This window comes from Streptomyces sp. NPDC002499 (assembly GCF_053595415.1).
In genome coordinates, this window is sequence record NZ_JBSFXO010000013.1 from 256,489 (window position 1) to 281,333 (window position 24,845).

The following is a 24,845-nucleotide window of genomic DNA, read 5'->3' on the forward strand; positions in this document are numbered from 1 at the left end:
CAGTAATGCGCGGACCAGGGGTGTTGAAAACGTGGGGCGGCGGATTAGGGTGGGTGTCTCAGTCAATGGACGGTTCGACCCTGACAGGAGGCCGGCAGTGAGCACGGAGCTGCGTCGTCTGCGCAATTACATCGACGGTGAGTTCAAGGACGCCGCCGACGGACGGACCACCGAGGTGGTCAACCCCGCGACGGGCGAGGCGTACGCGACCGCGCCGCTGTCCGGACCGGCGGACGTGGACGCGGCGATGGCCGCCGCTGCCGCCGCCTTCCCCGCCTGGCGCGACGCCACCCCGGCCGAGCGGCAGCGAGCCCTGCTGAAGATCGCGGACGCCTTCGAGGAGCGCGCCGAGGAGCTGATCGCGGCCGAGGTGGAGAACACCGGCAAGCCGATCGGGCTCACGCGGTCCGAGGAGATCCCGCCGATGGTCGACCAGATCCGCTTCTTCGCGGGCGCGGCCCGGATGCTGGAGGGGCGCTCGGCCGGCGAGTACATGGACGGGATGACGTCGATCATCCGCCGCGAGCCGGTCGGCGTCTGCGCGCAGGTCGCGCCCTGGAACTACCCGATGATGATGGCCGTGTGGAAGTTCGCACCGGCGCTCGCGGCGGGCAACACCGTCGTGCTGAAGCCGTCGGACACGACCCCGGCGTCGACGGTCCTGATCGCGGAGATCATCGGCTCGATCGTGCCCAAGGGCGTCTTCAACGTCGTCACCGGCGACCGCGACACCGGCCGCCTGATGGTCGAGCACCCCACGCCGGCGATGGCCTCCATCACCGGGTCCGTGCGGGCCGGCATCTCGGTCGCCGAGTCGGCGGCCAAGGACGTCAAGCGGGTGCACCTGGAGCTGGGCGGCAAGGCGCCGGTCGTCGTCTTCGAGGACACCGACATCGCCAAGGCCGTCGAGGACATCTCCGTGGCGGGCTTCTTCAACGCGGGCCAGGACTGCACGGCGGCCACGCGGGTGCTCGTACAGGAGGGCATCCACGAGGAGTTCGTGGCGGCGCTGGCCAAGGCCGCGGCCGAGACGAAGACCGGGCAGCCGGACGACGAGGACGTGCTGTTCGGCCCGCTCAACAACCCCAACCAGCTCAAGCAGGTCTCCGGGTTCATCGAGCGGCTGCCCGCGCACGCGAAGGTGGAGGCGGGCGGCCACCGGGTCGGTGACGTCGGCTACTTCTACGCGCCGACCGTCGTCTCCGGCCTGAAGCAGGACGACGAGATCATCCAGAACGAGGTCTTCGGACCGGTCATCACCGTCCAGTCCTTCACGGACGAGGACCAGGCGGTGGAGTGGGCCAACGGCGTCGACTACGCGCTCGCCTCCTCGGTGTGGACGAAGGACCACGGGCGGGCCATGCGGATGTCCAAGCGGCTGGACTTCGGGTGCGTGTGGATCAACACGCACATTCCGCTGGTCGCGGAGATGCCGCACGGCGGATTCAAGAAGTCCGGCTACGGCAAGGACCTGTCGGGGTACGGGTTCGAGGACTACACGCGGATCAAGCACGTGATGACGTCGCTCGACGCGTAGGCCTGCGGCGGTTGTAGGGGTGCGAGGCGCGGCCCCGGACGGTGAACTCCCGTCCGGGGCCGCGCCTTTCCCCCTCCGTGATGGCTGTGCTGGCTGTGCTGGTCGTGATGGCTGTGACGGTCAGGCGGTCCTGAAGCCGCTCTCGGTCAGCGACGGGAGGCCTTCACCCGGCTTGCCGGGCTTTCCGGGCTTGCCCGGGGTCGGCAGGGGCGGCAGGTCGGCCGGGTCCGGGAAGGTGATGCCGGCCTTCGCCAGGATCGGGGCGCAGGCCTTGAGCGCCTTGCGGAAGCTCTTGGACGTCGGGTCGAAGTCCGAGCCCTTGATCCCCACCTTCAGCAGGATGCCTCCGTCGTCGCCCTTGGACGCCTCGAAGTCCGGGAAGACCGACCGGCCCTGCTCCTTCATACAGGCGGCGAAGTCGTCGTTGGCGGCGTTGAGGTCGTCCGGGGCGTCCGTGGTCGGGTGGTACGACACCCCGAAACCGGTGCTCCGGGGCGGCTCGGCGGGCTTGGCCGTGGAGGCCTTGGCGGGGGTCCGGGAGAAGGTTCCGGTCTCGGCCTTGGTGGTCGAGGTGCCGGACGCCTGGGCGGCCGTCGCGCCGACCGTGCCGAGGGCGGCGGCCGTCAGGACGGCGATGCCGAGGGCGAGGCTCTGCGAACGGGTCGCCAGAGCGCGCATGGGTTCCTCCTGTCATCAGGCCTGTGATGAGGCGCTGTTGGATGCGGCCGGTCGCGGGTGCTTGCGGCTGCTGGTGGATCTCAGGCAACTCCCCGGGCGGTTACAGCAGCGGAACGGCCTCCCTTATCCGTGTGTAACCCCCCGCCCGCCACACTGACGGCCATGCGTGTGCTGCTGGTCGAGGACCACGAAGAGCTAGCCGAGACGGTGGCCGCGGGGCTGCGCCGCGAGGGCATGGCGGTCGACCTCGCCTTCGACGGACCGACCGCCCTGGAGCGTGCCGAGATCAACGGGTACGACGTCGTCGTGCTCGACCGCGATCTGCCCGGTCTGCACGGCGATCAGGTGTGCCGGCGGCTGGCCGGGGGCGGCAGCCGGGCCCGGGTGCTGATGCTCACCGCGTCCGGGACGGTGGCCGACCGGGTCGCGGGCCTTGGCCTCGGCGCCGACGACTATCTCTCCAAGCCGTTCGCCTTCTCCGAACTCGTCGCGCGGATACGGGCGTTGGCGCGTCGTGCGCAGCCCGCGCTGCCGCCGGTGCTGGTCCGGGGCGAGCTCCGGCTGGACCCGGCGCGCCGGGTCCAGCCGTGCCGGGGGCCAACTCCCGCTCAGTCCGAAGGAGTTCGCCGTGCTTGAACTGCTCCTCGGGGCGCAGGGGGCGGTGGTGTCCACGGAGGAGTTGCTGGAGCGGGGGTGGGACGAGGCGGCGGACCCCTTCAGCCAGACCGTGAAGGTCACGGTGAGCAGACTGCGCCGGAAGCTGGGGGAGCCGCCGTTGATCGAGACGGTGGACCGGGCCGGGTACCGGATCCGGTGAACGGCCCTATGAAAGTGACCGGGTGGAGCGGCCTGACGAGGGTGTCCGCGTGGAACGGCCTCACCAAGGTGCCCGCGTGGCGCCCGCGCAGCATCCGGTGGCGGCTGACCCTGCTCTACAGCGCCCTGTTCGTGGCGGCGGGCGCGCTGCTGCTGGGCTTCGTCTACTTCCTCGCCGCGAACAACGTGGGGGTCCACAGGACCGTCTCGTCGGTCGAGGGGCCCGGTCTGCCGGGCGCGGGCGCCGCACCCACCGCCCCGGCCACCATCAACGCCTTCGCCGAGGTCGTCCGCCAGGACCAGTTGCACGACCTGCTCGTCTACGCGGCCCTCGCCCTCGCCGCGATGGCGCTGGCCTCCGTCGCCCTGGGGTGGGTGATGGCCGGGCGGGTGCTGGCACCGTTGCGGACGATGACCGCGACCGCCCGGCGGATCTCGGCCGACAATCTGCACGAACGGCTGGCCGTGGCGGGGCCGGACGACGAGTTGAAGGCGATGGCGGACACCTTCGACGACGTACTGGCCCGGTTGGCGGGGGCGTTCGAGGCGCAGCGGCAGTTCGTCGCCAATGCCTCGCACGAGCTGCGTACTCCGCTCACGCTCCAACAGGCCGTCGTGGACGTGACCTTGGCCGATCCGGATGCGTCCGAGGAGGAGCTGCGGGGTGCGTTGCGGCGGGTGCGGGCGGTGGGGCAGGAGCAGGAGCGGCTGATCGACGCGCTGTTGACGTTGGCGCGTAGTCAACGGGGGCTTGAGCGGCGGGAGTTGGTGGACCTGACGGCCATCGTGCGGGAACGGCTGCCGGTGGTGGGCGGTTGTCGGGTCGAGGCCCGGCTGGAGCCGGCGCCCGTGCTCGGGGACCCGCAGCTGATCGAGCGGCTGGTGGTCAACCTCACCGAGAACGCCGTGCGCCACAACCTCCCGGCGGGGGAGGAGGGTTGGGTGAGTGTGTGGACGGGCGTGGACGCTGTGGGTCGGCCCGGGCTGCGGATCGAGAACAGCGGGCCGGTGATTCCGGCGGACCAGGCGGCGGGGCTGTTCGAGCCGTTCCGGCGGGTGGGGCCGGAGCGTGTCGCTCCGCAGGCCTGGGCTCGCGCACGGGGTGCGCAGGGGTCCGCGATGTCGCAGGGCGCGGAGGGTTCGCGGGGGAGGGGGCGAGAGCGGGACGGGGTGGGGCTCGGTCTGTCGATCGTCGCCGCCGTCGTCGCGGCGCACGGGGGACGCGTATGGGCTCGGACCCGGCCTCGGGGCGGGCTGACGGTGGAGGTCAGTCTGCCGTGCTGGGGAACGGGAACGGGGGCGGGGATGGGAACGGGGCCGGGGGCGGAGGTGGGGGCGGCTGGTGTCGCGGCGGCCGGCCCGGCCTTGCCGCGGGCTTGACCTGTCGTATCGACAAGGTGTCGGACCTGCGCGGTGCCGCTCGACGCTGCGTCGATTGTCCGGGCACAGGCACGGGCGGCATCCTTCGGTAATGGCCCTCTCACCGAAGACTTCCCCGCCCTCCCGCCGGACCCTGCTGCGCGCGCTCGGCGGGGCCGCGGTGCTGGGCGGTCTGGCCGGCTGCGGGGTGCCTGCCGCGTACGTGAGTCCCGGGGAGCGGGCCGGGACCGATCTCTCCGCCTCGGACCACCGGCTGACCTGGTCGAACTGGCCGCTGTACATCGACACCGATGACGACGACTCGACCAAGCGGCCCACGCTGGACGCCTTCGAGAAGCGCACCGGGATCTCCGTCGACTACATCGAGGAGATCAACGACAACGACGAGTTCTTCGGCAAGATCAGCCCCGCCCTCATGAACCACCAGCAGACCGGCCGGGACCTGATCGTCATCAGCGACTGGATGTGCGCGCGGTTCGTGCGGCTGGGCTGGGTCCAGGAGATGGACCGGGCCCGCCAGCCCAACGTGGCCAAGTACCTCGACCCCCTGCTGCGCTCGCCCGCCTTCGACCCGGGCCGCAAGTACACGGTGCCGTGGCAGTCCGGCATCACCGGCATCGCGTACGACCGCCGCAGGGTGGGCCGCGAGATCCGGCACGTGAAGGACCTCTGGGCGAGCGACCTCAAGGGGCGGGTGACCCTGCTCTCCGGCCTCGACGAGGCGTTCGCGCTGCTCATGCAGGGCAACGGCGTCGACGTCACCAAGTGGACGGCCGACGACTTCTACGCCGTCTGCGACGAGGTCGAGAAGTACGTCAAGAACGGCCAGATCCGGCGCTTCACCGGCAACGACTACACCAAGGACCTGGTCAGCGGCGACGTACTGGCCTGCCAGGCGTACTCGGGCGACGTGATCCAGCTCCAGGCCGACAACCCCGACATCCGCTTCGTCGTCCCCGAGGAGGGCGCCGAGCTGTGGTCGGACTCCCTGATGATCCCCGACCTGGCCCGCCACAAGACCAACGCCGAGCGGCTGATCGACTACTACTACGAGCCGAAGGTCGCCGCCGAACTGGCCGCCTGGGTGAACTACGTCTGTCCCGTCCCGGCCGCCCAGGACGTCCTGGCCTCTTCCAAGGACAAGGACACCGCCGCCCTCGCCGAGAACCCCCTGATCTTCCCGGACGCCACGATGCGCAAGCACCTCGCCATCGCTCGGGACATCACCTCGAAGGAACGGGTGGACTTCGCGAAGGAGTGGAACCGGATCGTGGGGTTGTGAGGGCGCGAGAGGTCCCGCATGGTTCTGGGGTTTCTGTCATGGGCACTGAAAGTTCCGGGGAGCTTTCCCGGCGCCCGTAGACAGGTCGGGCGCCGCTCCAAGCGATGGGAGACCGATCAACGATGTTCACTCCGGTGCGGAGCAGAGTACGGACCGCCGCCCTCGCGCTCTCGGCCGTCATGGCCCTCGCCTTCGGCGCGACCGCCACGACCGGCGCGGCAGCGGCACCCGCTGCCGCTCTCGCCAAACAAGGACCGACCTCGGTGGCGTACATCGAGGTGAACAACAACAGCATGCTGAACGTCGGCAAGTACACCCTCTCCAACGGCGGCGCCAACGTCTTCGACATCGCCGTGATCTTCGCGGCGAACATCAACTACAACGCAAGCACGAAGGCGGGGACCCTGTACTTCAACCCGAATGTGCAGCGCGTCCTCGACAACGCCGCCACGCAGATACGGCCGTTGCAGCAGAAGGGCATCAAGGTCGTCCTCTCGGTGCTCGGCAACCACCAGGGCTCGGGCTTCGCCAACTTCCCGTCCCAGCAGACGGCTTCGACGTTCGCGAAGCAGCTGTCGGACACCGTGACCAAGTACGGACTCGACGGCATCGACTTCGACGACGAGTACGCCGACTACGGCAACAACGGCACCAGTCAGCCCAACGCCAGCTCGTTCGTGTATCTGGTGTCGGCCCTGCGCGCCAACATGCCCGGCAAGATCATCAGCCTCTACAACATCGGACCGTCCGCGTCGCGCCTGTCCTACGGCGGCGTCGACATCTCGTCCAAGTTCGACTACGCCTGGAACCCGTACTACGGCTCCTGGCAGGTTCCCGGCATCGCACTGCCCAAGTCCAAGCTGTCGCCGGCGGCCGTCCAGATCGGCGGGACCTCGCAGAGCACCGCCGCCAGCCTCGCCCGACGCACGGTCAGTGAGGGCTACGGCGTCTTTCTGACCTACAACCTCGACGGCGCCAATCGCACCGCCGATGTCTCCGCGTTCACCAGGGAGTTGTACGGCAGTGACGCCCGCTACACGCCGTAGGCCGACCACACCCTCCGGTCTCGGGGCGCGCTGCATCCCGTAGGTCCGCGCCCCGGGCAGGCCGCGCTTTCGACAACGATGTCGGAGGCGCGGCCGCCACGGGTCGGTGACCTGCGCTGCACCAACGTGCCGACTGGCAATCCTCGTCACGGTCCCGGGTCCTGGAACTCTCAGGCGCCGGTGAGCTGTTGAGAGATGGTCATGACGCGTTGCACTTCGAGTGGTGCTGCTTCGATACGGGTCCGGTCCTCGAACGCGCCCGGCTTTCCCCAGTACTGAGCGCCGGTCCAGTCGTCGCGCAGGGTGGCTTGGACGACGTTGTGAGCCGACTTCTCGACGCTGCCCGCGAACAGTGCCGCGACGACTGTCGCCGTCACCTTCATCAGGCGTGACTGCATGCGCAGGAGGTCGGTCTTCACCACTCCCGCGTTGATGACTCCCGCTCTGATCTCCGGTTCCACGCCGGTGAGGTGTGCGGCGTAGAAGTGGTTGGCGAGCTGGATCGGTTTCCGTGCCTGGAGGAAGTCGTAGGGCCGGAAGTCCGGGAACTTCTCGAAGCTCGTCCTGGTCGTGGGCGGAATGTGGGCCGTCATCATCAGGACCCTGCCGTGGTCGCCGTTCCGGAGCGCCGGCAGCAGCAGCTGGGTGAGGTGATAGCGGCTCAGGTAGTTGACCGCGAAGACCTGGTGCAGGCCGTCCGTCGTGCGCAGGTCCTCGGACGTCATCACCCCCGTCGTGTGCACGAGGGCGTCGAAGCGGTCGTTCTCCCACAGGACGCGCCGGGCGGCGGCGCGCACTCCGTCGTGGGTGGACAGGTCCACCGCGTGGAAGGAGGCATGTCCGGCGGCGTCGCCGAAGGAGGCCAGGGTCTCTTCGCCTTTGCGCCGGTCGCGCCCCAGGATGACGACGCGGTGGCCCAGGCCGACGAGTTCGGCGGCGATGTGCCGGCCGATGCCGCTGTTTCCTCCGGCGATCAGGATGGACTTCATGGACGGGAGCCTCCTCGGTTACGATTTGTTCGTAGCCCCATCATGAGTTATCGCGTAAGGCCGTACAAAAGGCACATTCGTGTGCCTCCAGCACAGGGGAGGAACCATGGCCGGGACGCGAGAACCCGCAGCGGCACCCGGGACGTCGGCGGACTTCGCGGCGATGTGCCTTCAGACGACGGACGGACGCGCGTTCCGTGAACTCCTCGACCTCGTCGGCGACAAGTGGTCCCTGCTGATCATCGGCACGCTCAGCTCGGGACGGCTCCGCTTCAGTGAACTGCAACGCTGCATCCCCGGCGTGTCCCAGCGGATGCTCACGCTGAAGCTCCGCGGCCTCGAACGGGACGGACTGGTCTCGCGTACCGTGCACGCCGAGGTGCCCCCGCGCGTGGAGTACGACCTCACGGCCATGGGACGCACGCTGATCGAGCCGGCCATCGCCCTGGCGACATGGGCGATCACCCACCAGCCGGAGACCGCCGCGGCGCGCCGGGCCTTCGACGAACAGGACGAGTAGCAGGCGGCTATCCGCTCTGTCTGCTCTGTCCGCCGTCGGCGGCCGCGGTGTTCGGCTCGTCGTCCTTGTCGTCCTGATCATCCTGGTCGAGGGTGGCGGCCCAACTGGCCAGCAGTTTGAGGCTGTCGTGGGACGGGGTGCCGGGTTCGGCGCTGAGGGCGGTGAGGGTGAGGCCGGGCTCGGTGGGGATGGGCATCGCCTCGAAGGGGAGGGCGAGTTCACCGACCGCGGGGTGGTGGAAGTACTTGACGCCGGTCTGGTGCAGTCGGACGTCGTGGGCGGCCCACAGCGCGCGGAACTTCTCGCTGCGGGTGGAGAGTTCACCGACGAGATCGGTCAGGTCCCGGTTGTACGGGTCGCGGCCCGCCTCGGTGCGCAGCAGCGCCACCGCTCCGGCCGCCTGGCGTTCCAGCTGGGGCAGGAAGTCGGCGGCGCCCGGGTTGAGGAACTCGTAGCGGGCGAGGTTCACCGGCCGGGCCGGGTCGGCGAAGACCGGGTCGTACAGGGCGCGGCCCAGCCGGTTCGTGGCCAGGATGTCCAGGCGGCCGTTGCGGATGAAGGCCGGGGCCTCGGTCATCGCGTCGAGCAGGTGCTGGAGGCTGGGCCGGATCGGCTGCGGGGCCCGTCGGCGCGCCGGCCGACGGGTGGTGTTCGCCGTACGCGCGAGGTCGTCGAGGTGGGCGCGCTCGGCCTCGTCGAGCTGGAGGGCGCGGGCGAGGGAGTCGATGACGGTCTCCGAGACACCGGAGAGGTTGCCGCGCTCCAGACGGGCGTAGTACTCGGCGCTGACGCCGGCGAGCAGCGCGACCTCTTCCCTGCGTAGCCCCTTCACCCGCCGGTTGCCGCTGTGGGCGGGCAGCCCCGCCTGCTGGGGCGTGATCCTGGCGCGACGGCTGGTCAGGAACTCGCGTACCTCGCTCCGGTTGTCCATGGTTTCGAGGCTACGTCGGCTGTCGGGCGGTGTCTCCGGGCGAAGGGTGTACTGGCAGTACACGTATCAACGAGTCCTTCTCCGTGCGCGTGACCTGCGGTTTCATCGGTGGTGACGCAGGACGATCCCCCGTTCCGGCCGCTCTGAGACGGCCGACGCAAGGAGTACGCACCACCATGGAGATCCTCAAGAAGTCCGCGACCGTGAAGCTGCCGCCCCATCTGTTCACCGGCGACGTCTGGGCGGACGTGATCCAACGGGGCGAGGAGCCCTCCCGGGTACGGGTCAACCTGGTCCGCTTCGCCCCCGGCGCCCGTACCGCCTGGCACAGCCACGGGCTGGGCCAGACCCTGCACGTCGTGTCCGGAGTCGCCCTCGTCGGCACCCGGGACGGCGTGATCATCGAGGCCCACCCGGGCGACACCATCGACTGCCCGCCCGGCGAGGAGCACTGGCACGGCGCGAGTCCGGACCGGTTCATGGAGCACATCGCGCTGTGGGAGGGCGACGAGGTCGAGTGGCTGGAGCACGTCACCGACGCCGAGTACGGGGGCCCGCGCACCAGCACACGTGCGCCCCGCTGACCACGCCCGGACCCGATGCGAAGGAGCGTCACCATGGAGTACACCCGTCTCGGCACCACCGGTCTGAAGGTGAGCCGGCTCGCTCTCGGCTGCATGAGTTACGGCGATCCGACCGTTCCCCGTGCCCACCCCTGGGCGTTGACCGAGGACAAGGCCGCGCCGTTCTTCCGCCAGGCCGTCGAACTCGGCATCACCTTCTGGGACACCGCCAACGTCTACCAGGCGGGCACCTCCGAGGAGTTCGTCGGCCGGGCGATCCGCGAGTACTCCCGGCGCGAGGACATCGTCCTGGCCACCAAGGTGCGCGGTCCGATGCACGCGGGTCCGGGCGGCGAAGGCCTCTCCCGCAAGGCGATCCTGGAGCAGGTCGACGCCTCGCTGACCCGGCTCGGCACGGACTACATCGACCTCTACCAGATCCACCGCTTCGACGACGAAGTCCCGGTCGAGGAGACGATGGAGGCGCTGCACGACGTCGTCAAGGCCGGCAAGGTCCGCTACCTCGGCGCCTCGTCGATGTACGCCTGGCAGTTCGCCAAGCTCCAGCACGCGGCCGAACTCGGCGGCTGGACCCGCTTCGTGTCCATGCAGAACCAGTACAACCTCCTGCGCCGCCAGGACGAGCCCGAACTCATGGCCATGTGCGGCGACATGGGCGTGGGGCTCGTGCCGTACTCCCCGAACGGCAAGGGCCGCCTGGCCCGTCCCGTTGGTGCGCAGAGCGCCCGCTCCGCCACCGACCACGTCGTGCAGGCCTTCGACAGCGCGTACGACGAGCCGGTCATCGACGCCGTGCGGCGCCTCGCCGAAGCCCGCGGCGTCCCCATGGCGCAGATCGCGCTGGCCTGGGTGCTGCGCAACCCGCTGGTGTCGGCGCCCATCGTCGGTGCCACCGAGCCCCATCACCTCCAGCAGGCCGTGGCCGCGCTCGCCCTCCGCCTCTCGGACGAGGAGGCGGCGGCGCTGGAGGAGCCGTACACCAACGCCGGGCCCTCCTGGTACTGATGCCGGTCGACGGCCCCCACCGTGGGCCGGCGCATAGGATCGCCGGCATGCCACTGCGACCTGTTCAGGTGAACGTCAAGGCCGTCGACAGCGAGGCGGTCGGTCGGTTCTGGGCGGAGGCACTCGGGTGGAGCGCCTACAGCCCCGGTGTGACCACATACGTCGGACCCGGCGGCGGTCTCGTCTGGCCGGACCCGGTCGTCGTCGGGGTCGACGTCGTTCCCGTCCCGGAGCGCAAGTCGGCGACGAAGAACCGTACGCACCTCGATCTCGCCACCGACTCCCTCGCTCATCAGGCGGAGTTGATCGCGCGGCTGAGGGCTCTCGGTGCGACGCCCGTCGACGTGGGCCAGGGTGATGTGCCGTGGACGGTACTCGCCGACCCCGAGGGCAACGAGTTCTGCGTGCTGGAGCCTCGGGAGGAGTACCGGGACACCGGGCCGATCGCCGCAGTGGTGGTCGACTGTGCGGATCCGCGGGTCGTGGGCCGGTTCTGGGGCGAGGCGTTGGACTGGACTCTGCGTGAAGTGACCGACGAGCACGCGGTGTTGCGCTCGGCCCGCGGCGGTGGGCCGTACCTTGAGCTCCTCCGCGTGCCCGGTGGGAAGACCGTGCCCGATCGCGTCCATCTCGATCTGCTGCCGTATCCCGGTGACGATCAGGCGGCGGAGGTCGACCGGCTGCGAGCCCTCGGAGCGACCGACCTCGACCTCGGCCAGGGTGACGTTCCCTGGACCTGTCTGGCCGATCCGGAGGGGCATGAGTTCTGCGTTCTCGCCCCCGTAGGAGAGACGGGAGACGGGCACCCGGTGGACTAGCCGAAGGCCCCGTGGTCCCCGAAGCCGCCTCCGTGTCCGCGCTCCTCCGATTCCGTCGGGGCCGTGGTCGGCGCCGTCGAGCCGTCCGCCGCCTTGAAGCCCGCCTTGTCCAGGGCCGATTGGAGGGACGCGGCGTAGCTCTGGCTGGTGATGGTCGCGCCGCTGACCGAGTCGATCGCGGCGCTCTGCTTGGACAGGGCGCTCTCCCGCAGGGTCGGTACGGCTCCGTTGCTGATCTGGACGGACTGCGGTTCGTTGGCGGGGAGTTGGAGCGTCTTCACATCTGTGATCTTTCCGGCCTTGATGGTCACCTGGACCTGGGTGTTGCCGAACTGGGTGCTGATCGCCGCGCCGGTGGCGGTCGTGGTGGAGCCGCTCTTCGAGACGGTCGCGTCCTGGCTCGACGACGAGGAGGACGAAGACGAAGACGACGAGGACGACGACGCGATGGTCGGGGTGATCTCGTGGGGCTTGAACATCAGCACGCCGGTGGTGCCGATGACGGTCGTGACCAGGACGATCGGGGCTCGTCGCATGGGGTTCTCCAGGGGTGTCGGGAACGCGAGGTCAGAACGCGAAGTCCTCGTGGTGGATATGGGCGGCCGGCACCCCGGCGTCCCGGGCCGCGGTGACGATCCGGCGGGTGAACTCGTCGGGGCCGCAGACGAAGACGTCCCGGCCGGCGATGTCGGGGACCAGGGTGTGCAGGGAGGGCGCGTCCAGGCGGAGCGTGCCCCGTGGGCCGGTGAGGGTGTGCAACAGGCCCCGGCGTTTGGCCAGCAGGCGCTCGAACTCGTCGAGGTGGGCGATGTTTTCGCGGTGCCTGCCGCGGAGCAGGACGACCACGTGGGTGTCCCGGGGCAGGTCGTCGAGGAGGGCGCGGATCGGGGTCGTGCCCACGCCGGCGCCGACGAGCAGGACGTTCCGGGACCGCCGCGCGTCGGCGGTGAAGACGCCGTACGGGCCCTCGAACGCCACCCTGGTGCCGGGGGTCAGACAGGACAGGGCCGTGCTGTGGTCGCCCAACTCCTTGACGGTGATGCGGAGATGACCTGCCTGGGGCGTGGCCGACAGGGAGTAGGGATGGGCCTGCCACCACAACTCCCGGCGCAGGAACCGCCACATCATGAACTGGCCGCCGGCCGTGGGCAGTTTCTCCAGGTGCCGCCCGCTGAGGACGATCGACCAGGTGCGGGGTCCCACCGGCGCGATCTGGGCCACACGCAGGTCGTGCCGGACGGACCGGTACAGGGGGAGACCGATCCGGAAGGTGAGTACGACGACCAGGGCACCGACCCACAGCGACGTCCACCAGGCCGTGGCCAGGGGGTGCCCCACGAACGGGGCGCCCGTGTCGATCTGGTGGATGAAGGAGAGGCCCAGGCCCAGGTAGGTGTAGAGGTGGACGGCCCACCAGGTCTCGTACCTCATCCGGCGTCGCGCCCGCCGGTAGGAGGTGACCCCGGCGACCAGCAGCAGGACGCTGCCGACGGTGGCGGACAGGATTCCGGCGTAGCTCCACAGGAGTTGGCCGATCTCCGCGAGGAGACCTGTCTTCGCGGCGCGTGCGTATCCGACGGTGATCAGCACCGCGTGGGCCAGGAGCAAGTACAGGCCCCAGGGGGCGAGTCGGCGGTGCCAGAGGATCAACCGGTCCTGGCCCAGGGCGCGTTCGAGGGGCGGGATGCGGGCCGAGAGCAGGACGATGACGACCATGGCGTAACCGCTCAGCATCCCGGTGACACGGCCGAGCGCGGTGGCGATGCCGCCCGGCGCCTGCAACGCGCTGACGGTCTGGGAACCGATGCCCAGGGCCAGGGAGATGCCCAGGCCGAGACCCGCGGCAGCGGCCAGGGCGTCGACGACGAGCGGACGGCGGCGGGCCGGGAACCTGCGGGGCACCCGTACGGCGCGCCGCGACGACGGAGGGACCGACGGCGGGGGCCAGTTGCGCGGGCGGACGGGCGGCTTCGGCGGGGGCTGCCGGGAGAGGTGGGGTGCGGTCATCGTGACTCCTCCACGGGGTCGGCCAGGGGGAAGCCCGGGGTGAGATACACGCGTTCGTCGTCCGTGACCGTCATCGCCTCGTATCCGTCGAGCGTCAGCGTCCAGTCCGCGGCTCGGCGCCCCATGGCGAAGGCCGCCGTCGCGTACGCGTCCGCGGTGCCCAGGTCGGGACCGCAGACGGTGACGGACAGCAGCCCGGTGGGGGCGGCGGCCGTGTGGGGGTCGATGATGTGCTCGCCGCGTTCGTACGCCCCCGAGGTCGCCACCGCGAGGTCGCCTGCGTGCACCACGGCCGCCAACGCGCCTCGGTCCGTGGGGTGTTGGATCCCGATCCGCCAGGGCAGACCGTCCTGGCGAATCTCCTGGCCGCCCTCGCTGTCCCGACGTCCTCGACCGCCCTCGCCGGCCCGGCTACCCTCGTCGGCCCGGCCGCCCTCGCCGCCTCGGCTGCCCCGGACTCCCCGGCTTCCCCGGCTCACGACATCGCCACCGGCCGTCAGGCAGAAGTCCGTCAGGCCCCGGGCCACCAACGCGTCCGCCGCCCGCTGCACCGACCAGCCCTTCACCAGCGCGGACGGATCCAGTCTGCCCGCCGCCCACGCGTCGAAGTACCCGTCCGTGGCACGGCGGAGTTCCGCGCACCTGTTGAGCACCCAGGTCACCTCGGCGCCCGCGTTCTCCGGCGGCAACTCCCCGCGGTCGATACGGGAAACGGCGCTGTCCGGCTTGTACGTGCTGAACAGGGCGTCGACCTCGTGCAGCCAGCGCACCGCACTGGCGACGCCGGCGGCGGCCTCCTTCGGGTCGCAGTCGCGCAGGTCGAGGGAGACCACGGTGCCCATGACGTGTTCCACGTGGACGTACCGAGCAGGCAGGTCGGTCGCAAAGGCGGCATGGCTGTCAACGCTGCTCACTGCACTGCTGTGAACGCTGCTCATGAGGCTCCTCGGGAGCGGAAGCGGTGGTCTGCCCTCACCTTCCTCAGCGGACCTCTCAGTTCCCTCTCAGACCAGGCCGGATACGGGCCCCGCGGCCTCTTTTAAAGAGGAATCTCAGGCAGCAGCACCGTGAACACCGTCGAACCCGGGACGCTCTCGAAGGTCAGCGTGCCCTCGTGGGCCGCGACGACGGCCGCCGCGATGGACAGACCGAGCCCGGCGCCCGCACCCCGCGTCCCCGTGCCGGGGTGCCGGCGGTCGGCGCGGGTGAAGCGCTCGAAGAGCGTCTGCCGGAGCTCGGACGGAATCCCGGGCCCGTCGTCCGCGACGGACACGCGACACCACCCCGGCCCGCTCCGCCCCGGCGCGCCGCGTTCCGGCCCGCTCCGCGCCACGCGCACGGTCACCAGCGTGCCCGCCGGGGTGTGCAGCCGGGCGTTGGCCAGGAGGTTGGTCAGCACCTGCGCCAGCCGGTGGGCGTCGCCGGTGACGATCACCGGCGTCTCGGGCAGGTCCAGGACCCAGTCGTGGTCGGGGCTCGCCGCCCGGGCGTCGTCCGCGCAGTCGATGACCAGGCGGGTCACGTCGACCCGGTCGCGCTGGAGGGGCCGCCCGGCGTCGAGGCGGGCGAGCAGCAGCAGGTCGTCGACCATGGCACTCATCCGTGCCGCCTCGGCGGCCACCCGGTCCAGGGCCCGCTCGACCTTGGCGGGGACCGGTCCGGGGTGGCGCAGGGCGAGTTCGGCATGGCCACGGATCGAGGCGACAGGGGTACGCAGTTCATGGCTCGCGTCGGCCGCGAAGCTCCGTAGCCGCTCCTCGCTGGTGTGCCGTTTGGCCAGTGCCTCCTGGACGTGGCCGAGCATGCGGTCGAGCGCGGCGGCCACCTGACCGGCCTCGCTGTGCGGGTCGCCCGCCGCCGTCGGGCCCGGCAGGGTGACCTCGCCACTGTCCAGCTTCAGCGCGGCGACGGCCGCCGCGGTGTCCGTCACCCTGCGCAGCGGGTGCAGCGAGTGGCGTACCCACAGGGCACCGGCGACCCCGGTGATCACCAGTGCCCCGCCGAAGACCAGGGAACAGACCAGGGCGAGGCGCCGGACCGTCTCCTGGAGCGGCGCCAGCGGCAGGCCGCTGACCAGGACGTCGTCGTCCTTTCCCGCGCAGGCGTACACGCGGTAGGCGCCCAGGGACGAGAACGAGACGGTGTGGGCCTTCCCGTCGGTGGGAAGGGCGTTGAGCGTCGCCGTGTCGGCCGCGTCGAGGGTGACGGCGGTGCCCCGGTTGGCCCGGACGACGGCGGCATCGGTGATCCGGCCGTCGTTGAGACGTGCGCCGAACGTGCCGATGCTCTGCCCTCGGGTGTCGGCACGCCAGCGGGCCGCCAGGTCGCCGTAGTCGACGTCCCCGTCCGACTGCTGCCGGGCGTCCGCGGACTGTCGTAGCGAGGAGGGGAACAGGCAGCCGGAGTCGGCCAGTTGGTGATCGAGTTGGTCGGTGAGATAGCTGCGCAGGGCGAGGACGCTCGCCACCCCGACGGTCGCGCAGCTCAGCGCGAGCAGGACGACGAGGCCCCAGGTGAGCTTGGCCCGCAGGGTGCGGGGGCGCAGCCGGTCGAGGCGGGCCCGCGTCGCCGCGTTCATGAGGTGGGCGGCTTGAGGACGTAACCGACTCCGCGCACGGTATGGATCATGGCCGGCCGGCCGGCGTCCACCTTCTTGCGCAGATACGAGATGTACAGCTCGACCACGTGCGCGTGGTGGCCGTAGTCGTAGGACCAGATCCGCTCCAGGATCAGCGTCTTGCTGAGCACCTGGCGCGGGTGGTTCATCAGCAGCCGCAGCAGCGCGTACTCCGTGGGGGACAGGGCGATCACCTCACCGGCCCGAGTGACCTCGTGGGCCTCCTCGTCGAGCACGAGGTCGCCGACGGTCAGCGCCGTCTCGCCCGCGCTCCGGCGCGCCATGCCGGCCCGGCGCAGCAGGCCGTGCAGCCGGGCGGTCACCTCGTCCAGGCTGAACGGCTTGGTGACGTAGTCGTCGCCGCCCGCCCGGATCCCCGCGACCCGGTCCTCGACCGCGTCCCGCGCGGTGAGGAACAGCACGCACACGGTGGGGAGTTCGGCGCGGATCTCGCGCAGCACGGTGAGCCCGTCGGCGTCGGGCAGCATCACGTCGAGGATCACCGCGTCCGGCCGGAACTCGGCCGTGGCCCGCACCGCCGACGCCCGGTCCGCGGCGGGGCGCGCATGGTAGCCCTCGTAGGCGAGCGCGCCGCACAGCACCTCGGTGAGATCGGGCTCGTCGTCGACCACGAGCACCCGGACACGCGAGCCGTCGGGGCGGACCAGGGGATGTGCCGGGGCGGCGGGGTCCGTAGGGCGTGAAGTCACCGTGACATCAGACCGCCCGAATCTGAGATTCGCCTGAGATGTACGGGGCCGGGGTGCGGGTGGGGAGCCGGGCGCTGGGGTGCCGGTCCCGTGGGAGGCCCGCTGTCGTCCCTGGTCAGCGATACCGCGCGGCCTTCCGGAAGCCGCGCTCGGACACCTCGTACCGCCCCGGCGCTGAGAGCGTGCTGAGAAGTCCGGCGTGCAGGGTGACGGCCGCGCCAAGGAGGGACTCCCACGTCCCGACGGCCCCCCACAAAGGCCGCGACAAGGCCTCCGCAAGGCCGCGACAAGGCCCCCACAAGGAGAGACATGACCACGCTCAACCCCTCGGTCCTTGAGGGCCCGTTGCCACCTCGCACGGCCGCGGCCACCGACCGCACCGCCACTCCGTCTTGGGAACGGCCCGCCTTCTGGGCCCTGTTGGTCGTCGCGGCGATCGCCTTCCTCTGGGACCTGGGCGCGTCCGGCTACGGGAACGAGTTCTACTCGGCGGCCGTGCAGGCGGGCGGCGAGAGCTGGAAGGCCGCGTTCTTCGGGGCGTCGGACGCCGGGAACTCGATCACCGTCGACAAGCCGCCGGTCGCCCTGTGGCCCATGGACCTCTCCGTACGGCTCTTCGGAGTCGGGTCCTGGCAGATCCTCGCCCCCGAGGCGCTGATGGGCGTCGCCACCGTCGGCGTGCTGTACGCGGCGGTACGGCGACTGTACGGACCGGCCGCCGGGCTGCTGGCCGGCGCGCTCCTCGCGCTGACCCCGGTGGCGGCGCTGATGTTCCGCTTCAACAACCCCGACGCGCTGCTCGCCCTGCTCATGGTGTGCGCGCTGTACTGCTTCCAACGCGCCCTGGAAGGCCACCGGGCGGCCCGCTGGATGGTGCTCACCGGGGTCTGCTTCGGTCTCGCCTTCCTGGTCAAGACCCTCCAGGCGTGGCTGATCCTGCCGGCGCTGACGGTGGTCTACCTGGTCTGCGCGGCGCAGCCCGTCGCCAGGCGGATCGGTCATGTCCTGCTGGCCGGGGCTGCGATCGTGGTCAGCGCCGGCTGGTGGGTGGCCCTGGTCGAGCTCTGGCCGGCCGACTCCCGCCCGTACGTGGGCGGTTCCACGAACAACAGCTTCCTGGACCTGACCCTCGGCTACAACGGGCTCGGGCGCATCACCGGCGACGAGGCCAAAGGGGGTGCGGGCGGCGGCGGTTCGGCGGCGAGCGGCTTGCCCGCAGGCGGCAGCGTGCCCGGCGGAGGTACCGGGGGTACCGGGGGAGGCGGCGCCGGCGGCCATGGTGGCGAGGGCGGCATCACGCGCATGTTCGACAGCGCGCTGGGCGGCCAGATCTCCTGGCTGCTGCCCGCCGCGCTGATCCTCCTGGTCGCCGCGCTGGTGGTCACCCGCCGGGCCGCCCGAACCGACGTCCACCGCGCGGGATTTCTGGCCTGGGGCGGTGCGTTGCTGTGCACGGTGGTGACGTTCAGCTTCATGTCCGGGATCTTCCACGAGTACTACACGGTCGCTCTTGCGCCCTACGTCGCCGCGCTCGTCGCCATGGGTACGGTCCTGCTCTGGCGCCTGCGAGGCCACGCCATGGCGGCCGTGGTGCTGGCGGCGACGGTCGCGGCGACCGCGGCATGGGCGTTCGTGCTGCTCGGCCGCGCGGACGGCTGGACCTCCCAACTCCGCTGGCCGGTAATGGTGGTCGGACTGCTGGCGGCAGTCGGCCTGGCGCTCACCCGTCTCCTCCCGCGGCGCCTGGCCCTCGGGGCGACGGGCCTCGCGCTGGCCACCGTACTCGCCGGACCGGCTTCCTACACCTGGGCCACCGTCACCACGGCCCACACCGGACAGACCCCGCTCGCGGGCCCCGCCTCGGCGGCCGACGCACAGGGACACGGAGGACCCACCGGGGGAGGCACGGGACGCGCGGCCGGCACGGGAAAGAGCGGCGCCGGCCGGCTGGGCGGGATCGACGCCGTCACGCCCCAACTGCGCGCCACGCTGGTCGAGAACGCCCAGGACTACACCTGGGTCGCCGCGACCGTCGCCTCCGACAACCAGACCTGGCTCCAACTCGCCACCGGCCGACCGGTCATGCCCATCGGCGGCTTCAGCGGCGGGGACCCGGCACCGACACTGGCCCGGTTCAAGCAGTACGTCGCCGACGGGGAGATCCACTACTTCGTGGCCCAGAGCGGCGAAGAGGGCGGCTTCGCCCGCGAGGGCGAGGACAGCACCGGCTCGCAGATCTCGGCCTGGGTGACGGCGTCCTTCACCCCGCGGACGGTGGGCTCGACGGTGGTCTACGACCTGACCGCGCCCAAGAGTTGACGCCGAGGCGTCGACGCCCGCGAGTTGGTGTTCCGGAGTCGAGCGGTTCAGTCGTTGGGCACGGTCCGGATCGCGGCGATGTCGAACTGGAGCCGGACCTTCTCGCTCACCATCGCGCCGCCCTCCGCGAGCCGGGCGTTGTAGGCGAGGCCCCATTCGGAACGGTTGATGGTGGTCGTGCCGTCGAATCCCACCCGATCGTAGCCGAAGGGGTCGGTGACGTGTCCGATGTAGGTGAGTTCCAGGTCCACGGGACGGGTGCGGTTCTTGATGGTGAGGTCGCCGGTCATGCGGTAGACGTCGTCACCCATGAGCCGAACGGCCGTACTGACGAAGCGCATGCGCGGGTAGTTCCTGGCGTCCAGGAAGTCACGGCCGATCAGATGGGCGTCGCGCTGTTCCACGCCGGTGTCCACGGACGCGGTCGACAGGACGATCTCGGCGCGTGAGCGGGAGGGGTCGCGGCCGTCGAAGTGGAGCCGGCTGTCGTACTCCGTGAAGGCCCCGCGCACGGTCGTCACCAGGGCGTGACGCACGGAGAAGCCGATACGGCTGTGCGCGGGGTCGATCAGCCAGTCCCCGGTGAGTCCCGCCAGGCCGGGGTCGGGCCGGGCGGCGGACGCGAAGGCCGGGGGTTCGGTGGGGGGTTGGGGAAATTCGGTGGGGGGTGCCGGGCGGCGCAGGGACGCAGCACGGTTGAACAGGTTCATGATCCAACTTGTTACGTCACGGCAGTGATCGCCGCAAGGGTTCCGTGGGCCCCGCGGTGGCGTGTGAACCTATCCACACGCCACCGCCACGAATCGCCCCGCAATTCGGCCGCTTGTGTCAGCCGCCTGTATGGGCCGCCGGTATCAGCCGGAGTTCGCGTTCGACGGGCCGAAGAACTCTATTTCGGCGATGGCCACCTGCTTGGTCGAGGAGATCAGGTACGCCGACTCGATGGTGAAGCGGACCTTGGTGACCTCGCCGACCCGGAAGGCCCGGCGCTGGGCGCCCGCGCCCTGGTCGAGGGTGAGTTCACGCTTGGTCGTCTTGCCGCTGGCCAGCGTGATCGTGGCCTCGATGCGGTGCGGCAGGGCCGACTGGGAGAGCTGGTCGGCGCGGGCGGAGACGCCGGGCGTGATGAGCAGGTCGAGCAGGCGGGTCGGTTCCTCGAACTTCGCCTCGATCCACTCGCCGCGGCCGGACGCCGAGACGCCCGGACCCCACCAGGTGTCGTTGAGCTTGTCGAAGGCCAGCGCCGGCTTGTGGCCAGGGTAGGACCGGGACGCGCTGACGCTGTCCGGGGCGACCTGCGCGCGCTTGGCGAAGTGGTCGCGGGTGGCCTGGACGCCCTTGGGGATGCTGAACGCCAGCCAGATCAGCAGGGCCAGTACGACCGCGGCGGTCAGCCAGGTCAGGACGCGGTCGAAGGCACGGCGCAGTCGCGGCCGGTCGCCGGCCCAGGGGGTCTCCCGGTTGCGGAAGCCCAACAGCCTTCGCCACCAAGGCAGTCGACCGGGTACGGGTCCTTCGCCAGCCATCGGCATCGCGCACCGCGCGCAGTAGTGCCGCTCGGGCCGATTCCGTGTGGCGCACCAGGGACACGGCGTCCCGCCGTCCGCCCCGAGCTCCTCACCCGGCGCCCGCACGGTCTGCGGCCGCTGCGGCGCGGGGCGCCCGGGCAGCACCGGCGCGACGGCGGGCTCGGCCGTGGGACGGGGCTGAGGGTCGTTGACCGGCACGAGCAACTGCCGGGCACGGTGGGCCATTTCGTCGTGATACGCGGGGTCCTCTGGGGGCGGGGCCGCCGGAAAGACAGTGGGGTTCGGAATCGCCCCCGCCGCGGCGGACACCGACTGGTTGGGGAGGGTGTCGTCGTCCCTGGGCGGGGCGGTGGGGTAGGGGTCGGAGGGGGACTGGGCGGCGGCTTGAGAGGGGGCCGCCTGAGACGGGGAAGGGGACGGGGTGGGGTGAGAGGGGGAGGCTGACGGGGCGAGGGGCTGAGCGGTGGAGGGCGACGGACCCGTGGAGGCGTTCGTGGCCACCGGCGCGCCACCGGCATCGGCCGCGGTGGCCGTCGTACCGGAGGCCAACAGCTCCTCCCGCGCGCTGCGGACCAGCCCCGCACTCCCGTCCGACCGGGCGAAGGCGTCCCAACCGGGGTCACCGGACCCACCGGACGATGAACTGCCGGCGCCGGAACCGTCGTCGAGCGAGCCGCCCGTCCCGGCCGCGGCGGCGGGCCCCGCGGGGGCCGTGGCGAACGCTGCCTCGCCCGACCTGTGGGCCGCGCCGCCCGGGTGCTCGCCGGAGGTGTCGGCGCTCCGGCCGGAACCGTCCGCGTCGCCGCCGGAGGCGCTGCCGTTCCGGTCGGTGGTGTCCGCGCCGCCGCCGAAGCCGTCCGCTCCCCTGGCGGAGCCACCTCCACCCCCACCGGAGCCCTCCGCGCTTCCGCCGGAGGCACTCGCATTTCTGCCGGAGGCACCGGCAGCCGCACCTCCGCCGGATCCTGCCGCCCTTCCGCCGGAGGCACCGGCCCGGTCCGTCCAGCTCAGTACCGCCCCGCAGGCGTCGCAGAACGACTGGCCCGGTTCCGCGCGGGTGCCGCATTCGGCGCAGTTCTGGGTGGTCGTCATCTCTGCTGGGTCCTTTCGGCGGGGTCGCCTGCGGTCACCTGGACCGTGTACGGCATGTGGGCGGGGCGGGCGGCCGCCACGAGGGCGTCCAGGCGGTGGTGGTCCGCCGAGGTGGGGGAGGGCAGGCGCAGGTGGACGTGGAGGCGCGGGCGCGCCTCGCCGGGGACCGGGCCCAGCGGGCGCGCGCTCCAGGCCGCCGCCCCGCTCTCCGTGATCTCCGGTGTCACGCCGAAGGCGAGGCGTACGGCTTCGGCGAGACCGCGTACCGTGCCGCGCACCCGGTGCAGATACGCGGCGGCGGCCACGGCGGTCCGCAGCAGGTCCTCCGGTTCGCTGCCGTCGGTCTCGGCGCCGACCCAACTCCCCAGCCACTGGGTGAAGTCGAGCGGCGCGAGGGACGGGCGGAAGTACGTGTCGAGGCAGTCCAGCGTGTTGTGGATCGGCGCGACCACCTCGTCCAGGCCGCCGACGAAGCGCTGTGCGAGGTCGTCGTCGGCGAACACGGCCGGCAGCATCATGCCGATCGGCGCGGACGACTCCAGGCCGTCGATGGAACCTCTCATCAGTTGCCGTCCCCGATCACCCGTACGCGATGGTCGAACGAGAACACCAGTGAGGGCGCGGACAGATCGATCCGATCCGTCGCCTCGCCCCGCTTGCCCGTCAGCGGGTCGGCCGGGTGCAGGGTCACCTCGTCGACCAGTTCCACGCCGGGCACGCGCTGGAGCACCGCGAACACCTCGCCGGACTGCACGGGCCGCCCGAACGGCCAACCCGTGCCGTTCGCCCCGCCGGTGAGCGGGTCGAGGTGCCGGTACAGGGCGTCGTGGGCTTCGCGGCGCACCTTGTCGGTGTCGACGCCCCGGAAGGCGTGCACGGTGGCGACCACGGTCACGCCCTGGTAGTACGGCGGCCCGACCGCCAACCTCGTGCCGATCAGGCGCCGTTCGTCGAGGTGTCGGGTGATGCGGTCCAACAGGGCGTCGCCGGGCACCAGTTGCTCGAAGCGCAGGCGGCCGCCGGGGTCCGCCACCGCCTGCGGCACCACCAACACCCGTACCGCGTACGCCCCGTGCTCGCCCTCCGCGCCCTCCAGGCAGGTGATGCGCGCGGTCTCGGGAGCAGCGCGGCGCGCCAGTTCCTCGTAGTCCCTGAGCGTCACCGCCCGTTCCTGCGCGCGCAGTGTGATCGGCGCCCGGACCTTGGCCTCCTGGACCGTCTCGCCGTCCACCCCGCCCCGCGCGGCCTCGCGGTTGACGACCTCGGAGACGTACGGGATGGAGGTCCGCAGGATCTGTACGGCGCCGCGCGCCACGTTGCCCGACCGGCCGCCGCCGGTTCGGTAGCGGCGGGCCCGGATCGGCGAGCCCTTGGGCGCGACCGTCCCGTACTGCCGCAGGGAGCCGTCGGGTTCGCGTACGGCGGGCCCGAAGGCGATCTCGCCGCTGGTCGCGTCGACGACGATGTGCCGGTCGTCAGGGCCCGAGTCCGCGAAGTGCGGCACGACCCGCCAGTCCGTCCAGCCGTCGTGCTCGGCGGTCTGGAGGAGCACCGGCGGATCGTCGCCGACCACGGGCGCGTGCGCCAGCCGCAGCCGCTGCCCCGGCAGCCCGGTCGACTCGCCGAGCGCCTCGTCGTACACCGCTTCGGCGTGTACGGCCGCGGTGGTGCCGCCGATGGTGAAGGCCTCGGCGGCGCGGATGGTCGGGGAGGTGGTGTAGAAGGGCTGGCCGGGGCCCGGTTCGGTGACCCGGCAGCGCAGCCAGCCGGCCTCCTGGCCGGCGTTGCGGGACAGGACGTGACCGCTGGGTATGTGCAGCACGACCTCGCCCGGCCGGTTGAGGCCACCCGTGCCGTCCCGGTCGACCTCGCACAGCTGCCAGCCGTCCGCGGTCCACGCCTCCCACACCAGCGGCGGCTGCCGCGGGTCCACGCCGACACCGTCCACCCGGCTGTCCAGGTCCAGCGCCACCGCGCAGTGCGGCACCGCGTTGGTCAGACCGAGGAGCATGCAGTCGCCCGGGTCCGGGGACTCGGAGAAGCACAGCAGGTCCCGGTCCTCGACGGCCAGGTCCGGCGTCCGGTCCACCGCCGGCTCACCCCGGTGCTGCACCAGCAGATGGCTCAACTCGCAGGGCACGACCGTCAGTTGGCGCTCGGTGGCGAAGACCACCGCCTCCTCGCTCTCGGTCCGCATGGTGGCCACCTCGGTGCCCACCGGCACCGGGATCGCCTCTTCCTGCGGCGCCGACAGCCAGAACGTCACGTCCGTGCGCGCGGCCGACGGCGGGAACAGCGTGATCCCCACCAGGTCCAGGAACGCCAGATGGTTCTTCTCCGGCACCCGGTTGAGCCGGTAGACGATCTGGTCGGCCATGTGGGCGACCGTCTCGACGAGGGTGACGCCCGGGTCGGAGACGTTGTGGTCGGTCCACTCCGGGGCGCGCTGCTGGATGTAGCGCTTGGCGTCGTCGACGAACTGCTGGAAGCGGCGGTCGTCGAGATTGGGTGAGGGCAGGGCCATCAGCGGTCGCTTTCGAGGGAGGTGCCCGCGCCGGGGCCGGCGTCGGGCTCCTCGTGGGACGGAATGACGTAGAACGGGAAGACCAGGCTGCGCGGGTTGTTGGTGCCGCGGATCGAGTAGCGGACGTCGATGTAGAGCACGCTCTGGTCGCCGCCGGCGGTGACCTCGACGTCCTCGACCTCGATCCGCGGCTCCCAGCGGTCCAGGCTGATGTGCACCTCGTGCTGGATACGGCCCGCGGTCTGCTCGTTGACCGGCGCGAACACCAGGTCGTGGATGGCGCAGCCGAAGTCGGGCCGCATCGGCCGCTCGCCCGGCGCGGTCGACAGGACCAGCCGGATCGCCTCCTCGACCTCCCGCTCGCCGCTGACCAGCGCGATCCCGCCGGTCGGCCCGATCCGCAGCGGGAACGACCAGCCGGACCCGACGAACTGCTCCGCCATCAAAGACGCACCTGCCTT

Annotated in this window: 22 protein-coding genes and 1 pseudogene; 10 read left to right on the plus strand and 13 right to left on the minus strand. The window is 71.3% G+C overall.

All coding sequences use genetic code 11. From position 1 onward, the window contains the following. Positions 1–97 precede the first annotated feature (97 nt). On the plus strand, positions 98–1,537 hold the full coding sequence (locus ACWD5F_RS34515; protein ID WP_401722865.1) for a gamma-aminobutyraldehyde dehydrogenase: 1,440 nt from the start codon (positions 98–100) through the stop codon (positions 1,535–1,537). A gap of 120 nt (positions 1,538–1,657) precedes the next feature. Here ACWD5F_RS34515 and ACWD5F_RS34520 read toward each other — a convergent pair whose 3' ends face one another. Continuing rightward, the gene (locus tag ACWD5F_RS34520) at positions 1,658–2,215 is read right to left on the minus strand and encodes a hypothetical protein (protein WP_451260268.1); all 558 of its coding nucleotides are present in this window, start codon (positions 2,213–2,215) and stop codon (positions 1,658–1,660) included. 162 nt (positions 2,216–2,377) lie between these two features. On the opposite strand from ACWD5F_RS34520, the pseudogene ACWD5F_RS34525 reads away from it, so the two are divergent. From ACWD5F_RS34525 to ACWD5F_RS34540, 4 genes and pseudogenes are all read left to right on the plus strand, one after another. Continuing rightward, positions 2,378–3,032, plus strand: a pseudogene (locus tag ACWD5F_RS34525) (response regulator transcription factor). A 41-nt stretch (positions 3,033–3,073) separates the two neighbouring features. Beyond that, the gene (locus ACWD5F_RS34530) at positions 3,074–4,411 is read left to right on the plus strand and encodes a sensor histidine kinase (protein ID WP_451260269.1); all 1,338 of its coding nucleotides are present in this window, start codon (positions 3,074–3,076) and stop codon (positions 4,409–4,411) included. Positions 4,412–4,502: 91 nt separating this feature from the next. Next, positions 4,503–5,693 (plus strand): polyamine ABC transporter substrate-binding protein, encoded by a 1,191-nt coding sequence (locus tag ACWD5F_RS34535; protein WP_451260270.1) that lies wholly within the window; start codon positions 4,503–4,505, stop codon positions 5,691–5,693. A gap of 122 nt (positions 5,694–5,815) precedes the next feature. After that, on the plus strand, positions 5,816–6,739 hold the full coding sequence (locus ACWD5F_RS34540) for an endo-beta-N-acetylglucosaminidase H (RefSeq protein ID WP_451260271.1): 924 nt from the start codon (positions 5,816–5,818) through the stop codon (positions 6,737–6,739). A gap of 170 nt (positions 6,740–6,909) precedes the next feature. Here the strand turns inward: ACWD5F_RS34540 and ACWD5F_RS34545 are convergent, their stop codons facing one another. Then, positions 6,910–7,728, minus strand: coding sequence for an SDR family NAD(P)-dependent oxidoreductase (locus tag ACWD5F_RS34545; protein WP_451260272.1), 819 nt, complete (start codon positions 7,726–7,728; stop codon positions 6,910–6,912). Between the two features lie 106 nt (positions 7,729–7,834). On the opposite strand from ACWD5F_RS34545, the gene ACWD5F_RS34550 reads away from it, so the two are divergent. Continuing rightward, entirely contained in the window at positions 7,835–8,248 is a 414-nt protein-coding gene (locus tag ACWD5F_RS34550; protein WP_451260273.1) for a winged helix-turn-helix transcriptional regulator, read from the plus strand. A gap of 7 nt (positions 8,249–8,255) precedes the next feature. Here the strand turns inward: ACWD5F_RS34550 and ACWD5F_RS34555 are convergent, their stop codons facing one another. Beyond that, positions 8,256–9,179 carry a helix-turn-helix transcriptional regulator gene (locus tag ACWD5F_RS34555; protein ID WP_451260274.1) on the minus strand — a complete coding sequence of 308 codons (924 nt, stop codon included), beginning with the start codon at positions 9,177–9,179 and terminating at the stop codon, positions 8,256–8,258. A gap of 176 nt (positions 9,180–9,355) precedes the next feature. Here ACWD5F_RS34555 and ACWD5F_RS34560 point away from each other — a divergent pair, with 176 nt between their 5' ends. Genes ACWD5F_RS34560 through ACWD5F_RS34570 form a run of 3 tightly spaced genes read left to right on the plus strand, consistent with a single transcriptional unit; the run spans position 9,356 to position 11,586 of the window. After that, positions 9,356–9,763 (plus strand): (R)-mandelonitrile lyase, encoded by a 408-nt coding sequence (locus ACWD5F_RS34560; protein ID WP_451260275.1) that lies wholly within the window; start codon positions 9,356–9,358, stop codon positions 9,761–9,763. A 33-nt stretch (positions 9,764–9,796) separates the two neighbouring features. Then, the gene (locus ACWD5F_RS34565; RefSeq protein WP_451260276.1) at positions 9,797–10,768 is read left to right on the plus strand and encodes an aldo/keto reductase; all 972 of its coding nucleotides are present in this window, start codon (positions 9,797–9,799) and stop codon (positions 10,766–10,768) included. A 47-nt stretch (positions 10,769–10,815) separates the two neighbouring features. Continuing rightward, a complete protein-coding gene (locus ACWD5F_RS34570) occupies positions 10,816–11,586 on the plus strand; it encodes a VOC family protein (RefSeq protein ID WP_451260277.1) in 771 nt (256 codons plus the stop codon). Here ACWD5F_RS34570 and ACWD5F_RS34575 read toward each other — a convergent pair. The 5 genes from ACWD5F_RS34575 to ACWD5F_RS34595 all read right to left on the minus strand — a co-directional run bounded on the left by ACWD5F_RS34575 (position 11,583) and on the right by ACWD5F_RS34595 (position 16,920). Next, positions 11,583–12,122, minus strand: coding sequence for an FMN-binding protein (locus ACWD5F_RS34575; protein ID WP_451260278.1), 540 nt, complete (start codon positions 12,120–12,122; stop codon positions 11,583–11,585). The genes ACWD5F_RS34570 and ACWD5F_RS34575 overlap by 4 nt on opposite strands. A 31-nt stretch (positions 12,123–12,153) precedes the next feature. After that, the gene (locus ACWD5F_RS34580) at positions 12,154–13,593 is read right to left on the minus strand and encodes a ferredoxin reductase family protein (protein ID WP_451260279.1); all 1,440 of its coding nucleotides are present in this window, start codon (positions 13,591–13,593) and stop codon (positions 12,154–12,156) included. Continuing rightward, positions 13,590–14,507: an FAD:protein FMN transferase gene (locus tag ACWD5F_RS34585; protein ID WP_451260280.1), complete on the minus strand. Its 918-nt coding sequence runs from the start codon at positions 14,505–14,507 to the stop codon at positions 13,590–13,592. The genes ACWD5F_RS34580 and ACWD5F_RS34585 overlap by 4 nt, the downstream gene beginning before the upstream one ends. A 125-nt stretch (positions 14,508–14,632) precedes the next feature. Then, on the minus strand, positions 14,633–16,171 hold the full coding sequence (locus ACWD5F_RS34590) for a sensor histidine kinase (protein WP_451260281.1): 1,539 nt from the start codon (positions 16,169–16,171) through the stop codon (positions 14,633–14,635). Next, positions 16,168–16,920, minus strand: coding sequence for a response regulator transcription factor (locus tag ACWD5F_RS34595; RefSeq protein ID WP_451260282.1), 753 nt, complete (start codon positions 16,918–16,920; stop codon positions 16,168–16,170). Before ACWD5F_RS34595 ends, ACWD5F_RS34590 begins: the two co-directional genes overlap by 4 nt. A gap of 309 nt (positions 16,921–17,229) precedes the next feature. Here ACWD5F_RS34595 and ACWD5F_RS34600 point away from each other — a divergent pair, with 309 nt between their 5' ends. Next, the gene (locus tag ACWD5F_RS34600; RefSeq protein ID WP_451260283.1) at positions 17,230–19,239 is read left to right on the plus strand and encodes an ArnT family glycosyltransferase; all 2,010 of its coding nucleotides are present in this window, start codon (positions 17,230–17,232) and stop codon (positions 19,237–19,239) included. A 47-nt stretch (positions 19,240–19,286) separates the two neighbouring features. Here ACWD5F_RS34600 and ACWD5F_RS34605 read toward each other — a convergent pair whose 3' ends face one another. From ACWD5F_RS34605 to ACWD5F_RS34625, 5 genes are all read right to left on the minus strand, one after another. Further along, positions 19,287–19,949, minus strand: coding sequence for a YceI family protein (locus tag ACWD5F_RS34605; RefSeq protein ID WP_451260284.1), 663 nt, complete (start codon positions 19,947–19,949; stop codon positions 19,287–19,289). A gap of 144 nt (positions 19,950–20,093) precedes the next feature. After that, on the minus strand, positions 20,094–21,860 hold the full coding sequence (locus tag ACWD5F_RS34610; protein ID WP_451260285.1) for an NADase-type glycan-binding domain-containing protein: 1,767 nt from the start codon (positions 21,858–21,860) through the stop codon (positions 20,094–20,096). Next, on the minus strand, positions 21,857–22,423 hold the full coding sequence (locus ACWD5F_RS34615; RefSeq protein WP_451260286.1) for a phage tail protein: 567 nt from the start codon (positions 22,421–22,423) through the stop codon (positions 21,857–21,859). Before ACWD5F_RS34615 ends, ACWD5F_RS34610 begins: the two co-directional genes overlap by 4 nt. After that, the gene (locus ACWD5F_RS34620; RefSeq protein WP_123997419.1) at positions 22,423–24,384 is read right to left on the minus strand and encodes a putative baseplate assembly protein; all 1,962 of its coding nucleotides are present in this window, start codon (positions 24,382–24,384) and stop codon (positions 22,423–22,425) included. The genes ACWD5F_RS34615 and ACWD5F_RS34620 overlap by 1 nt, the downstream gene beginning before the upstream one ends. After that, complete coding sequence (locus tag ACWD5F_RS34625; protein WP_123997418.1) at positions 24,384–24,827, minus strand: GPW/gp25 family protein; 444 nt, start codon at positions 24,825–24,827, stop codon at positions 24,384–24,386. The genes ACWD5F_RS34620 and ACWD5F_RS34625 overlap by 1 nt, the downstream gene beginning before the upstream one ends. Positions 24,828–24,845 lie beyond the last annotated feature (18 nt).

Coding starts and splice junctions, on each gene's coding strand:
- ACWD5F_RS34520 (WP_451260268.1), bottom strand. CDS start 2,215: ATGCGCGCTCTGGCGACCCGTTCGCAGAGCCTCGCCCTCGGCATCGCC.
- ACWD5F_RS34535 (WP_451260270.1), top strand. CDS start 4,503: ATGGCCCTCTCACCGAAGACTTCCCCGCCCTCCCGCCGGACCCTGCTG.
- ACWD5F_RS34540 (WP_451260271.1), top strand. CDS start 5,816: ATGTTCACTCCGGTGCGGAGCAGAGTACGGACCGCCGCCCTCGCGCTC.
- ACWD5F_RS34545 (WP_451260272.1), bottom strand. CDS start 7,728: ATGAAGTCCATCCTGATCGCCGGAGGAAACAGCGGCATCGGCCGGCAC.
- ACWD5F_RS34550 (WP_451260273.1), top strand. CDS start 7,835: ATGGCCGGGACGCGAGAACCCGCAGCGGCACCCGGGACGTCGGCGGAC.
- ACWD5F_RS34555 (WP_451260274.1), bottom strand. CDS start 9,179: ATGGACAACCGGAGCGAGGTACGCGAGTTCCTGACCAGCCGTCGCGCC.
- ACWD5F_RS34560 (WP_451260275.1), top strand. CDS start 9,356: ATGGAGATCCTCAAGAAGTCCGCGACCGTGAAGCTGCCGCCCCATCTG.
- ACWD5F_RS34565 (WP_451260276.1), top strand. CDS start 9,797: ATGGAGTACACCCGTCTCGGCACCACCGGTCTGAAGGTGAGCCGGCTC.
- ACWD5F_RS34570 (WP_451260277.1), top strand. CDS start 10,816: ATGCCACTGCGACCTGTTCAGGTGAACGTCAAGGCCGTCGACAGCGAG.
- ACWD5F_RS34575 (WP_451260278.1), bottom strand. CDS start 12,122: ATGCGACGAGCCCCGATCGTCCTGGTCACGACCGTCATCGGCACCACC.
- ACWD5F_RS34580 (WP_451260279.1), bottom strand. CDS start 13,593: ATGACCGCACCCCACCTCTCCCGGCAGCCCCCGCCGAAGCCGCCCGTC.
- ACWD5F_RS34590 (WP_451260281.1), bottom strand. CDS start 16,171: ATGAACGCGGCGACGCGGGCCCGCCTCGACCGGCTGCGCCCCCGCACC.
- ACWD5F_RS34600 (WP_451260283.1), top strand. CDS start 17,230: ATGACCACGCTCAACCCCTCGGTCCTTGAGGGCCCGTTGCCACCTCGC.
- ACWD5F_RS34605 (WP_451260284.1), bottom strand. CDS start 19,949: ATGAACCTGTTCAACCGTGCTGCGTCCCTGCGCCGCCCGGCACCCCCC.
- ACWD5F_RS34610 (WP_451260285.1), bottom strand. CDS start 21,860: ATGACGACCACCCAGAACTGCGCCGAATGCGGCACCCGCGCGGAACCG.
- ACWD5F_RS34615 (WP_451260286.1), bottom strand. CDS start 22,423: ATGAGAGGTTCCATCGACGGCCTGGAGTCGTCCGCGCCGATCGGCATG.
- ACWD5F_RS34620 (WP_123997419.1), bottom strand. CDS start 24,384: ATGGCCCTGCCCTCACCCAATCTCGACGACCGCCGCTTCCAGCAGTTC.
- ACWD5F_RS34625 (WP_123997418.1), bottom strand. CDS start 24,827: ATGGCGGAGCAGTTCGTCGGGTCCGGCTGGTCGTTCCCGCTGCGGATC.